10 protein-coding genes, 1 tRNA gene and 1 pseudogene are annotated in these 11,872 nt (G+C 62.6%); 7 read left to right on the plus strand and 5 right to left on the minus strand.

The genetic code is table 11. The features are described from left to right. The first annotated feature begins 40 nt into the window (after positions 1-40). Positions 41-1,393 carry a RimK family alpha-L-glutamate ligase gene (locus VI234_RS15925; RefSeq protein WP_336330564.1) on the plus strand — a complete coding sequence of 451 codons (1,353 nt, stop codon included), beginning with the start codon at positions 41-43 and terminating at the stop codon, positions 1,391-1,393. Positions 1,394-1,423: 30 nt separating this feature from the next. Here the strand turns inward: VI234_RS15925 and VI234_RS15930 are convergent, their stop codons facing one another. Both VI234_RS15930 and cysE read right to left on the minus strand, forming a co-directional pair. Continuing rightward, entirely contained in the window at positions 1,424-2,035 is a 612-nt protein-coding gene (locus VI234_RS15930; protein WP_336330565.1) for a DNA-3-methyladenine glycosylase family protein, read from the minus strand. Positions 2,036-2,080: 45 nt separating this feature from the next. Then, positions 2,081-2,638, minus strand: a complete 558-nt coding sequence (gene cysE, locus VI234_RS15935; protein ID WP_336330566.1) for a serine O-acetyltransferase — start codon at positions 2,636-2,638, stop codon at positions 2,081-2,083. A 409-nt stretch (positions 2,639-3,047) separates the two neighbouring features. Between cysE and VI234_RS15940 the strand changes: the two are divergent. Beyond that, positions 3,048-4,324 (plus strand): annotated as a pseudogene (locus tag VI234_RS15940) (RNA-guided endonuclease InsQ/TnpB family protein). An 11-nt stretch (positions 4,325-4,335) separates the two neighbouring features. Here the strand turns inward: VI234_RS15940 and VI234_RS15945 are convergent. Next, positions 4,336-5,493 carry an acyl-CoA dehydrogenase family protein gene (locus VI234_RS15945; RefSeq protein WP_336330567.1) on the minus strand — a complete coding sequence of 386 codons (1,158 nt, stop codon included), beginning with the start codon at positions 5,491-5,493 and terminating at the stop codon, positions 4,336-4,338. Between the two features lie 113 nt (positions 5,494-5,606). On the opposite strand from VI234_RS15945, the gene VI234_RS15950 reads away from it, so the two are divergent. Further along, a complete protein-coding gene (locus VI234_RS15950; RefSeq protein ID WP_336330568.1) occupies positions 5,607-7,571 on the plus strand; it encodes a 3-hydroxyacyl-CoA dehydrogenase/enoyl-CoA hydratase family protein in 1,965 nt (654 codons plus the stop codon). A 34-nt stretch (positions 7,572-7,605) separates the two neighbouring features. On the opposite strand, the gene VI234_RS15955 is transcribed toward VI234_RS15950, so the two are convergent. Further along, entirely contained in the window at positions 7,606-8,277 is a 672-nt protein-coding gene (locus VI234_RS15955) for a DUF502 domain-containing protein (RefSeq protein ID WP_008308939.1), read from the minus strand. A gap of 139 nt (positions 8,278-8,416) precedes the next feature. Between VI234_RS15955 and VI234_RS15960 the strand changes: the two genes are divergently transcribed. The 4 genes from VI234_RS15960 to VI234_RS15975 all read left to right on the plus strand — a co-directional run bounded on the left by VI234_RS15960 (position 8,417) and on the right by VI234_RS15975 (position 11,548). Further along, a tRNA-Glu gene (locus VI234_RS15960) sits at positions 8,417-8,491 on the plus strand. A gap of 192 nt (positions 8,492-8,683) precedes the next feature. Beyond that, positions 8,684-9,937 (plus strand): DUF4352 domain-containing protein, encoded by a 1,254-nt coding sequence (locus VI234_RS15965; protein ID WP_336330569.1) that lies wholly within the window; start codon positions 8,684-8,686, stop codon positions 9,935-9,937. 110 nt (positions 9,938-10,047) lie between these two features. Beyond that, positions 10,048-11,229, plus strand: a complete 1,182-nt coding sequence (gene glmU, locus VI234_RS15970; RefSeq protein WP_336330570.1) for a bifunctional sugar-1-phosphate nucleotidylyltransferase/acetyltransferase — start codon at positions 10,048-10,050, stop codon at positions 11,227-11,229. A gap of 139 nt (positions 11,230-11,368) precedes the next feature. Further along, entirely contained in the window at positions 11,369-11,548 is a 180-nt protein-coding gene (locus tag VI234_RS15975; RefSeq protein ID WP_008308944.1) for a DUF7576 family protein, read from the plus strand. A 107-nt stretch (positions 11,549-11,655) separates the two neighbouring features. Here VI234_RS15975 and VI234_RS15980 read toward each other — a convergent pair whose 3' ends face one another. Beyond that, positions 11,656-11,865 carry a hypothetical protein gene (locus tag VI234_RS15980; protein WP_008308946.1) on the minus strand — a complete coding sequence of 70 codons (210 nt, stop codon included), beginning with the start codon at positions 11,863-11,865 and terminating at the stop codon, positions 11,656-11,658. Positions 11,866-11,872 lie beyond the last annotated feature (7 nt).

Genomic DNA, 11,872 nt, shown 5'->3' on the forward strand with positions numbered 1-11,872 from the left:
TATCCGTACATCTATACTGTGCCCGACAGAAGACGACAGCATGAGCGACCAGGATATCACAGTTGGCGTTCTCAGCCTCCACTCCAGCAAGGAGTCGAAGGCCATCCTGAACGCGGTCGACGAGATGGGCTACGACACGGAGTGGCTTCGCACCGAAAACACCGCGATCAGCGTTACCGACGGCGAGATGACACTCGAACCCAATGTCGACGTGGTCGCGAACCGTCTGTTGCTCTCCAGCAACGAACACCCCGCGGAAGGGATCGGGCTCGGGATGACTATCAGTCGGCTCGCACCGACGTTGAACGAACCGATGGCGGCGACGACGGCCCTGCACAAGTTCGCCAGCGCCGCCGCGCTGGCCGACGCCGGCGTCCCGGTCCCGGACGCGCTGCTCGCCCTGTCGAGCGACCTGCTGAACGAGGAGCGGGACCGGTTCGGTGACCGCGCAGTGTACAAGACGGCCATTGGTACCCACGGCGGCGGGACGTGGATGGTCGATCTGGAAAACCAGGTCAACGCACAGGTCGGCGGCCGCTACGCCTTCTTACAGGAGTACATGGAACACGACGAGAAGCGCCACCACGACCTCCGCGTGTACGTCGTCGGTGACCAGATCGTCGGCGCGATGAACCGCTACGCGCCCGAAGGCGAGTGGCGGACGAACGTCGCGCTCGGCGGCGAGGTCGAAGACATGACCGGCGAACTCCCGGAGCGCGTCAGGGAGATCGCGCTCGATTCGGTCGACGCTATCGGACTGGACTACGCCGGCGTCGATATCGTCCAGAGCGACGACGGCTACTACGTGCTCGAAGTGAACCCCACCGCCGGGTTCCGCGGGCTGTTCAAGGCCAGCGGCGTCAGTCCCGCCCCCTACATCGCTCAGCTCGCTATCGAGCGGGCCGGCGGAAGTGTCGACGAGGAAACCGTCGAACGGCTCTCCGACCGGCTCGACGACTCAAAGCCCGCGTGCACGCCGAAGAAGCCACAGCCGAAAGCACAGGAGAACGTCGTCGTCGGCTACATCGAGGAAGTCGTCGTCACCGGAACGCAGGGGACCAAGTCCGTCCTCGCGAAGTCAGACACCGGCGCGACCCGGACCAGTATCGACGCCAAGCTCGCCGCGGAAATCGGAACGGGGCCGATTCTCGACATCGTGAAGATCAAATCCGGGAGTCTCAAGTCCGGTCGGTCACGCCCGGTCGTCGACCTCGTCGTCGGCGTCGGCGGGACCCAGCACACCGTCACGGCCAGCGTCGAAGACCGCGGGCACATGGACTACCCGCTGTTGCTGGGTCGGGACATCCTCAAGCACTACCAGGTCGACGTGAACCGCCGCGCGGACGACGAATCGGAAGTGGACACCGAGGAAGAGGAACAGAGCGAAGAGTAGCGACGAGCCGGTACCAGCTTCCGAACCGGCTCAGTCCTCACTCACTTCCGCGACGCTCTCGGCGATGTCCTCGCTGGCCCGCCACAGATACAGGCTCGCGTAACTGCGGTACGGCGACCAGCGCTCGGCGTACTCCCGCATCTCCGCGCGGCTGTACCCGTCGCCGACGACGGCCTCGAATCCCTTGCGGATGCCGAGGTCGCCGACCGGGAACACGTCCTCGCGGCCGAAGGCAAACAGGAGTTGCATGTTCGCGGTCCAGTCGCCGACGCCCGTGATGGCGGTCAGTTCCTCGTGGATTTCCTCGTCGGCGGCGTCCTCGAACGTTTCCAGCGAGTAGCCGTGTTCCAGAAACGCGTCGGCGACCTCGTTGACGTAGCGGGTCTTCTGTCTGGAGAGGCCGGCGTCCCGGAGGAGGTCGTTGTCAGCATCCCTGATGCCCTCGGGCGTCACGGTGACGGCGTCGAACAGCCGGTCCCGCGTCGCGGCGGCAGACGCCATCGACACCTGCTGGCGGAGAATCGAGACGACGAGCCGTTCGAACAGGTCCGACGACGGGTCGAGCGTGAGTTCGCCGTGTGTCTCGACCAGCGGCCCGATGTCTGGGTCCGCACGTAACGCCTCGTGTGGCGAGTCACTCATTGCGCTGTGATACTGGCTCGACCGAAAAGAACGTGTCTGTCGCCGTCAGCCGTCGGCGATGATCGGGTCGGGCGGTGGTGAGGCGACACCAGCCGCGCCGACTGGCTCCGCCGGGTTGCCGACGACTGTCGTGTCCGGGGCCACGTCGTCGACGACGACAGCGCCAGCGCCGACGGAGGCGTTCTCGCCGACGGTTATCGGCCCCATTATCGAGGCGTCGGCACCGACGGTCGCGCCGTCCTCGACGGTCGGGTGGCGCTTCTCCCGGCGCATGGACGTGCCGCCAAGGGTCACGCCGTGGTACAGGAGCACGTCGTCGCCGATCTCGGCTGTCTCGCCGACGACGATGCCCATTCCGTGGTCGATGAACACGCGGTCGCCGATCTCCGCGGCGGGGTGGATTTCGACGCCGGTCAGGAACCGCGCGACGTGGGAGACGAGCCTGGCGAGCAGCGTCCGGTCGTTCGTCCAGAGCCAGTGAGCGACGCGATAGGCCCAGATGGCGTGCAGGCCGGGGTACGTGAGTGCGACCTCCACGGCGCTCGTCGCCGCGGGGTCCTTTGCGAGTGCTGTACGGATATCCGCTTTCAGTCGGTCGAACATTAGTGTAGTGTGGGTGGTGTCGTCTGTAGACGGGACGGCTGGCCGGGCCGAAGCACTGGACATTAGAATCGACAACAGCGACGGGAGAAGCGGTGACTGCCTGTGGTTCGAAGCGGGCGAGCAACGTGGCGTGAAGTTCGGTCGCCCATGATTACCACAACTACGACGCTCGATAGCTTAAAAAGCAGTGGTTCGACCAGCAATTAAAGAAAGCAGCGGGAGGTCCACAGGCCACTAATCGGTGACCGAGGCAAAAATCATGCAGTTTCGAGGCGGAGCCTCCGGCCTCAAGGAGTGAGCGAAGCGAACGAGTAGGCCGGAGAGGAAGCCGACAACCCGGACACAGACCACGGACTGTTGCCGTCTGTTCTCCCCAACGCTGATAAAACACCGAGCACACGTCTGAGCCATGGAAGTGCGGCGCACTGTTTCAGTCAAACTCGACGTGGACAGCAACGACGCCGCACTTCTCCGCGAAACCGTCGATGAATTTCTGTGGGCCGCCAACTACGTCGTAGACCACGCATGGCAGGGCGAATACAAAACGACGAGCAAGGCCCAGTTGCAGGCAGAAACCTACGACGACGTGCGTGAGCAAACACGATTGCACGCGAATCTCGTCCAGAACGCTCGCAACAAGGCCGCCGACGCCGTACAGAGCGCCGTCGCCCGCTGGAAGCAGGGCGAGTACGCGGAAAACCGCACTTCACGAGTCCGACCGTGGTGTACGACAAACGGTGCGCGACATTCCACGACGAGTACGTGTCGCTGGCGACCGTTGAGGGCCGTATCGAAGTCGAGTACCTCCTTCCCGCCGCCGACCGCGACACACCACACAGTCGGTATCTCGACAGCGACGACTACCAAGTGACGGGCGCAGAACTGCACCACAGAGACGGCCAGTGGTTCCTTCATCTCCGTACAAAGGCGGAGGTGGAGTCTGACACGCCGAAACAGGCGACGACCGGGAACAGGACAGTCCTCGGCGTTGACCTCGGCGTGAACCAACTCGCTGTTACTTCGACAGGGACGTTCTGGAGCGGCCACGAGTTCGACCACTGGAGGCGCGAGTACGAGGAGCGGCGTGGCTCGCTCCAGCAGTGTGGCACGCGGGCCGCTCACGAGAATATCCAGTCGGTCGGAGGGAAGGAAACGGGCCGGTTCAAACTGATGCTCCACCGGATTGCCAACGGTATCATCGAAGAAGCCGCCGAGAACGGGTGTACGATCATCGCCTTCGAGGAGTTGAGCGGCATCCGTGACCGACTCCCCGAAGCGTCGTGGGGCCACAAGTGGGCGTTCGAGCGGTTGTACGAGTACGTCAAATACAAATCCGAGTTGCACGGCATTGATGTGGCAGTGGTAGACCCGGAAAACACGTCACGTCGTTGCTCACACTGCGGGTTCACCCACCCGGACAACCGCGACAGCGAGGCGTTCGTGTGCCTGAAATGCGGCTACGAGAACCACGCCGACTACAATGCGGCAAAAAACATCGGTTTGCGGTATCTCCGTCGTAACCAAACTGGGGACGGTGGAGGCGCACCCGTAGGCGTGCGCTTGAATCGCGGGACATTGAACGCGAACGGAGAGTATGAGACTCCTGCCGGAGATTCCGGCCAGAGCGGGAGTCCACGCGGAAGCCCCACCCTCAACGAAGCGAGGTCGTCAGACCGAGCGAAGTAGGGTGGGGTAGTTTACGTCATGCCCTTCCCGAGCAGTTCTCGGGCGATGATGTTCTTCTGGATCTCGGTCGTTCCCTCGTAGATCTGGGTGATCTTGGCGTCGCGGTAGAAGCGCTCGACGTCAAAGTCGTTGACGTAGCCAGCGCCACCGTGGATCTGGACGGCCTCGTCGGCCGTCTCGACGGCGACGCGAGAGGCCTTTTCCTTGGCCATCGAGGCCAACTCGGTGAGCCGGTCGGCGTCGTTGTCGACGCTCCAGGCGGACTTGTGGGTGAGCTGCCGTGCCGCCTCGATTTCGGTGAACATCTCGGCGAGTTTGTGCTGGATGGCCTGGAACTCCGAGATGGACTGGCCGAACTGCTCGCGGTCCTGGGCGTACTCCAGGGCACGCTCGGCGGCCCCGCGGGCGATACCGACACCCTGTGCGGCCACGCCGGTCCGGGTCTCGTCGAAGAACTGCATTATCTGGAGGAAGCCGGCCCCGCGCGTGCCGACGAGGTTGTCCTCGGGGACGCGCACGTCGTTGAGGATGAGTTCTGCCGTGTCCGACGCACGGATGCCGAGCTTCCCCGTAATCTTCTCTGCCTCGAACCCGTCGCGGTCGGATTCGACGAGAATCTGGGAGAAGCCGTTGTACCGCCCCTCCGCGTCGGGGTCGGTCTCACAGAGGACGACGAAGTAGTCGCCGGCCGAGCCGTTGGTGATCCACATCTTGTTGCCGTTGATGACCCACTCGTCGCCCTCCTTGCGCGCCTGTGTCGACACCGACGACACGTCCGAGCCGGTGTCGGGTTCGGAGATGGCCGCGCCCATGATGGCGTCGCCCGTGGCGACGGGCTCTAAGTACTCCTCTTTCTGGGCCTCTGAGCCGAACCCGATGAGGGCGTCAGCACCGAACGCGGCCGACTGGATGCTCAGACCGATACCGGGGTCGGCTGCGAACAGCTCCTCGGCGATGATAGCGTTGGTCAGCGTGTCGTAGCCTGCGCCACCGTACTCCATCGGGATGTTCGCGCCTGTCAGCCCCATCTCAGCGGCCTTCTCGACGATCTCTCGAGGGAACTTCTCTTCCGTGTCGTACTCGGTCGCGACGGGCTTGATTTCGTTTTCCGCGAACCGGGCGATCTCGTCCTGTATCTGTCGCTGCTCTTCTGTCAGTTCGAAGTCCATATGTGGTGTGTTGACGTGAAATGCATTAATGGTTTGTAATCCGAAATAAACTTGAGAGTGGTTTTCTAATGAGAGAAACGTTGAAGCCTCGGCCGGCAGTGGAACGATATGTCATGGATTTCGAGGATATTGACACTATCGCCGTGCTCGGTGCCGGGAACATGGGCCATGGAATCACCGAAGTGGCCGCCATCGCAGGCTACGACGTGCGGATGCGGGACATCAAAGACGAGTTCGTCGAGGACGGCTACGACAACATCGAATGGTCGCTGAACAAGCTGGCCGAGCGAGACCAGCTCACGCAAGACGAGGCCGACGCGGCACTGGACCGCGTGACGCCGCTTGTCGACGTCGAGGAAGCGGTCAGCGACGTCGACGTGGTCATCGAGGCCGTGCCGGAGAAAATGGAGATCAAGAAGGACGTGTACACGGAGGTCGAAGAACACGCGCCCGAGGACGCTATCTTCGCCACGAACACGTCCAGCCTCTCCATCACGGAGCTGTCGGAAGTGACCGAGCGCCCCGAGCAGTTCTGTGGGATGCACTTCTTCAATCCGCCGGTCCGGATGCAGCTGGTTGAGGTCATCTCCGGCGCACACTCCAGCGACGAGACGCTGGACGCCATCGGGGCGCTCGCCGAAGACTTCGACAAAACGCCGGTCCGCGTCCGCAAGGACTCACCGGGGTTCATCGTCAACCGCATCCTCGTCCCGCTGATGAACGAGGCCGCGTGGCTCGTCCACGGCGAGGAAGCGACCATCGCCGAGGTGGACTCGACGACGAAGTTCGACATGGGCCTGCCGATGGGGTCGTTCGAGCTCTCCGACCAGGTGGGTAACGACGTCGGCCTCCACGTCCTCGAATATATGCACGAAGTGCTGGGCGAGCCCTACGCCCCGTGTCCCCTGCTCGAGGAAAAAGTCGAGAACGAGGAACTCGGGAAGAAGACCGGCAAAGGCTTCTACGACTACGAGAACGGCGGCGTCGACATTCCGACCGACGCCGGCCGCGAAGACGTCGAGCACCGCCTCGTCGCCGTGATGGCAAACGAGGTCGGGAAGCTCGTCGAGAACGACGTGGCCCCGGTTGCGGACATCGATCAGGCCGTCCAGCTCGGCGGCGGCTTCCCGGACGGTCCCGCGAAGATAGCCGACAAGACTGGTCTGGAGACGCTTGTCGACACACTTGAAGAAACCCACGAGAAGGCCGGCGCGGAGCGCTATGCTGTCTCTGACGGCCTCCGAGAGGCCGCGGCGGAAGGTGGCTTCTACGGCAGCGAAGACGAGGGCGACGCCGAGTTCGATAATGTCACCGTCGAATACCCCGGTGATATGGTCGGTCACATCGAACTCGACCGCCCACACCGGATGAACACCGTCAGCCCTGAGCTGATGGACGACCTCGCCGACGCCGTCGACCTGCTCGAAGACGACGACGAGGTGCGTGCCATTCTGCTAACTGGGGCCGGCGACAAGGCGTTCTCCGCCGGGGCAGACGTGCAGGCGATGGCCTCGAACGCGACGCCGCTGGACGCCATCGAACTCTCCCGCAAGGGCCAGCAGACCTTCGGGAAGCTCGAAGAGTGCTCGATGCCGGTCGTCGCCGGGATCGATGGCTACGCGCTGGGCGGCGGGATGGAACTGGCGACCTGTGCCGACCTCCGCGTGGCCTCGGAGCGCTCCGAACTGGGCCAGCCCGAACACAACCTCGGCCTCCTGCCGGGCTGGGGCGGCACGCAGCGCCTCGCCCGCATCGTCGGCGAGGGCCGCGCCAAGGAGATTATCTTCACGGGCGACCGCTACGACGCCGACGAGATGGCCGAATACGGCTTCATCAACGAGGTCGTCGACAACGACGCCCTCCACGAGCACGCACTCGAACTGGCCAAAGACATGGCCGCCGGCCCGCCGGTCGCACAGAAACTCACCAAGCGCGCGATGCTCGCCGGCCGCGACGACATCGATGCCGGCCTCGAAGTCGAATCACAGGCTTTCGGTCATCTCATCGGGACCGACGACGTGATGGAGGGCATCAACGCGTTCATGGGTGACGGGGAGCCGAACTTCGAAGGGAAGTAAGCGCGCAGACCGTCGGCCGTTTTTACTGCTGGGACTACTCTACCTGCTGGCCGGTCGCTCCGCCGCCGACCTCTGTTTCGTCGAGCCGGATGATGTCGTCGGACTGGGCCATGCCGGTCGTCATCAGCAGGCGGATGGCCGCCCGGACACTGAGTTCGGACTCGTAGGTCTGACTCTCGGGAACCATCACGAGCATCCCCTGCGTGGGATTGGGACTTCCGGGGATGAACACACTCGACGCGCTCTCGCCGGCCGCTTCGGAAACGTCTGTGGGGCTCGTCCCTGTTTTCAGACCCAACTGGTAGACGCCTTCGCGGGGATACTCCACGTACACGACGGACTCGAAGTCCGACTGCCGATTGACCACAGAGGTGGTCATCTGTCGAATGCTTCCGTAAATTGTCCGGACGACGGGTACGAACGTGACTAGCTGCCCCGTCTTCCCGAAGAGGTGCTGGCCGACGCTCCGTTGGGCGAGGTATCCGAGAACCGTAATGAGTGCGACGATAACCGAGAGCGTCAGCAGTTGTGCGAGCAGAACGTTGTTCGCCGTCACCGTTGCCAGCCGCGTCCCGCGGATGAGCGGGTCAAGGAATCCACCGACCCACCCCAGGATGATACGGACGATGGCGATGGTTGCCACGAGCGGCCCGACGAGAACGAGCCCAGCCAGAAAGTTGCTCTTGATGAACGAATTGAGGGTCATATCAGGGGAACAGTCGGTCGGCCGAATAAAGTGTGATGGCACCTGTCACCACACCGGGGTATCTCTGTGAGTGGTACGCATCCACAGGTAGCGTCTATTTCGATGGGGTTAAATTGGTGCACCCGGAACGCAAGAGTACGCTCGGTTGGTGTAGTCCGGCCAATCATCTTGGCCTTTCGAGCCGAGGACCAGGGTTCAAATCCCTGACCGAGCACATTACTGTCGTAAACAAACCAGTGAGCGGCTGCTGTGCCCGCTGTTCGACGCGTCAATATTCTGACCGGCCCGTACGTAGCCGCGAATTCAACCTCCGAGCTTCGCAGTGTCGCCGCTCTGTGTATTAATATTTGACAATTATATAGATAAAAGAACACATATTTATATATGTATATAAAGCCAGTAGTATATGAAACGGCGAACATACGTACGTACGATCGGAAGCAGCATCGCTGCACTCAGCCTCGCAGGATGTAGTGGGAGCGACGGGGGAGACGGAGACGGCGGAGACGGAACCAGTGAATCGACGCCAACGCCGGAACCAACGTATGAAGTAGATCAGGAGGCACCGGCACGGCTGAAACTGCTCTCCGTGAATGGGCCAAAGGAGGTCGCGTTCGGTGACACCATCGAGGGTGACGTGACTGCCGTCAACGTCGGTGGTGAGCCGATATCCGGGAATGCAACCATAGAGTTCGTCCATTCGGAAGCAGCTGACACTGAGCCACAGACAGTCACAGTCAACGCTGACGGACTGGCGTCCGGCGAAGAAGTCTCGCATAGCTATCGTGTCGACGCCGAGTACGCCGGCGCGTGGGCGTTTGAACCGTCGTCGGACTTCTACGCCGTCGACGATACGGTCACGTCAACCGTGTCGGTCCTCCCGAAGCAGGGGAGTACTGGGGAAACTATTGAACTCGCGAGTGGCGTTCAGGCCACAGTGTCTGATATGTCCTACGAACAGATGATCGCCTACGAACTGCCCTCTGGCGAACGGGCTTTGGGCGATAACACCGTCCATGCCATTCGCGAAACGGTCTCAGATAATATCCTCCTGATTCTGAGCGTGACGTTCGAGAACGGAACTGGTGAGGCGAAGACGGTGTCGAAAGACGACTTTGTCGTTCCCGAATCGAGCTTCGTGAGCGAGTCGGCCGCAGGTCGTGACGGAACGAACGCAGCCGGGGAGAACATCAACCCAGGGCAGACCTACAGCGGCCATCTGATTTACGCCGTCCCGAAGGCCAAGATCGACGACCTCACGTTCGGCATAAATCTCGCAGAAGGGAGTGCAGTCGCTGATATCGAAATCCCGCTTCAGTCACCCGGTGGCTTCCCCGAGTTCGAACTGGCGAACATCGACGTTCCGCCGGAGGACGTCACGGGCGATGAAGCGATAGTCGAGATGGAGGTCGAGAACGTGGGCGACAGCGCAGGGATGTTCCAGTCCATCTTCGAGTTCAAGACGCCCGAGGAACCAGGCATACTTGCCGGCTATTCCGCAGATACGTGGTACATTGACTCTGATGGCCCCTACACGCAGCGGATTCCCGTTGGGGAAACCAGAACCATCGAACTGGTGACGGAACCGGACGCGGACAGGCGGTGGGACTACCGGACGACGCCATTCGGGGCGGAGTGGACGTTCGAGGCCGTGGAATAGGTGTAGATACGGTTTTCCCCACGACCGAAGCAGCGTGACTTCTCGCTAATCCGCCTCCCGAACGAGTCAACAGCGGTAGGTATTTTTCGGGTCCGAGCAACGGACCGACCATGCAAGCAGTCGTACTCGCGGCAGGCCAGGGGACGCGTATGCGGCCGTTGACAGACCACACACCGAAGCCGATGCTCCCGGTCGCGGACCGGCCGCTGGTGGCACACACCGCCGACACGGCAATCCAGGCGGGGGCCGACGAACTCATCTTCGTCGTCGGCTACGAGGCCGAGGCGGTCCGCTCGTACTTCGGCGACGAGTACAACGGCGTCCCGGTCAGCTTCGCCGTTCAGGAGGAGCAACTGGGGACCGCCGACGCGGTGGCCGCTGCGAGGGAGCACCTCGACGGCCCCTTCGCAGTCCTCAACGGCGACAACCTCTACGACGCTGCGAGTCTCAGCGGCCTCTTCGACGCCGCGCCGTCGGTCGCCGCCTATCGCGTCGACGATCCGACGAGCTACGGCGTGCTGTCGACCGAGGGCGACACCATCACCGGCATCGTCGAGAAACCGGCCGACCCGCCGACGGACCTGGCCAACGCCGGGGCGTACGTCTTCCCGGCGGAAGCGCGGGACTGGCTAGACGTGCCGCTCAGCGACCGCGGGGAGCGTGAAATAACGGACGTGCTCGCGAAAGTCATCGAGGAATCGACGGTCACCGCCGTCGAGGTCGACCGCTGGCTGGATGTGGGCCGTCCCTGGGAACTGCTTGCGGCCAACGAGTGGAAACTGGGCCAACTGGACCGCCGACTCGACGGCGAGGTGCGGGGCGACGCCGACCTGCGTGGCGAAGTCGTCGTCGAGGAGGGCGCAGTCGTCGAACCCGGCGTCGTCATCGAGGGACCGGCGCTGGTCCGTTCGGGCGCACACGTCGGCCCGAACGCCTACGTCCGCGGGGCAACCCTGCTGGGGGAGGATTCCCACGTCGGCCACGGCGTCGAACTCAAGAACACGGTGTTGATGGCCGATTCGAACGTGCCCCACGTCTCCTATGTCGGTGACAGCGTCATCGGCCGTGAGGTCAACTTCGGCGCGGGAACGCAGGTGGCGAACCTCCGCCACGACGGCGACCCGGTCCGGATGACGGTGAAAGGCGACCGCGTCTCGACGGGGCGGCGGAAGTTCGGCGTCGTCGCGGGAGACGGCGCGAAAACGGCCATCAACACCAGTCTGAACGCCGGCGTCGTCCTCTCGTCGGGCGCGACGACTATCCCCGGCGAATCCGTCACGCGAGACCGATAGCGGGCATCTTCTATCGAGCGTCTGTTTGCGGTAACTACGTGTAGCTAGCCTTCTGTAACCGATTCGACATTCGTGTACGTTCGTGACGTTCAGTGCAAGTATGTGGGATTAAGTGGCGTGAAAGACACTCTCAACTAAGATGGTCGACCCGACATCAGATCACCACGAGAATATCGACGAGGACGAGGCACCGGAGTGTGCTACCTGCGGCGACGCTATCGCTAACGAAGTGACACACCGCGTCATCACATGGATAGAAGACGGCAGCGTCGAAACCGCCCACTTTTGCAACGAGGACTGCCGACTAGAGTGGCAGTAACACGTCTGTTCTAACTGTCTTCCGGACGGTGTACCGCTTTCCGGGTGCGCACCCCCGACTCCGGCCGTTCGGGTGCATCCCTTCGCTGGCAAACTCGCACGCTCTTTTCAGTCCACCTGCGCATCGATGTGGTGGACTGCGTCTGGTGAGAGGAGTCGCCCCGTGGGTAGTTCGACCCAGCCGTTTGCGAGGACGCGAACCGCTCCCTCGTGCAGGACTGTCTCTTGCTCGATATCGGCGTACACGATGGCGCTCTCGTACTCTTTGACGAACTGCTCCACGGCATCACCCCAGGCTGGTTCCGTCGAGACGACCATGTGATGG

The sequence above is a fragment of the Haloarcula sp. CGMCC 1.2071 genome (genome assembly GCF_037078445.1).
Classification (GTDB): domain Archaea; phylum Halobacteriota; class Halobacteria; order Halobacteriales; family Haloarculaceae; genus Haloarcula; species Haloarcula amylolytica.

Coding starts and splice junctions, on each gene's coding strand:
- VI234_RS15930 (WP_336330565.1), bottom strand. CDS start 2,035: ATGAGTGACTCGCCACACGAGGCGTTACGTGCGGACCCAGACATCGGG.
- VI234_RS15945 (WP_336330567.1), bottom strand. CDS start 5,493: ATGGACTTCGAACTGACAGAAGAGCAGCGACAGATACAGGACGAGATC.
- glmU (WP_336330570.1), top strand. CDS start 10,048: ATGCAAGCAGTCGTACTCGCGGCAGGCCAGGGGACGCGTATGCGGCCG.
- VI234_RS15975 (WP_008308944.1), top strand. CDS start 11,369: ATGGTCGACCCGACATCAGATCACCACGAGAATATCGACGAGGACGAG.
- VI234_RS15965 (WP_336330569.1), top strand. CDS start 8,684: ATGAAACGGCGAACATACGTACGTACGATCGGAAGCAGCATCGCTGCA.
- VI234_RS15980 (WP_008308946.1), bottom strand. CDS start 11,865: ATGGTCGTCTCGACGGAACCAGCCTGGGGTGATGCCGTGGAGCAGTTC.
- VI234_RS15950 (WP_336330568.1), top strand. CDS start 5,607: ATGGATTTCGAGGATATTGACACTATCGCCGTGCTCGGTGCCGGGAAC.
- VI234_RS15925 (WP_336330564.1), top strand. CDS start 41: ATGAGCGACCAGGATATCACAGTTGGCGTTCTCAGCCTCCACTCCAGC.
- cysE (WP_336330566.1), bottom strand. CDS start 2,638: ATGTTCGACCGACTGAAAGCGGATATCCGTACAGCACTCGCAAAGGAC.
- VI234_RS15955 (WP_008308939.1), bottom strand. CDS start 8,277: ATGACCCTCAATTCGTTCATCAAGAGCAACTTTCTGGCTGGGCTCGTT.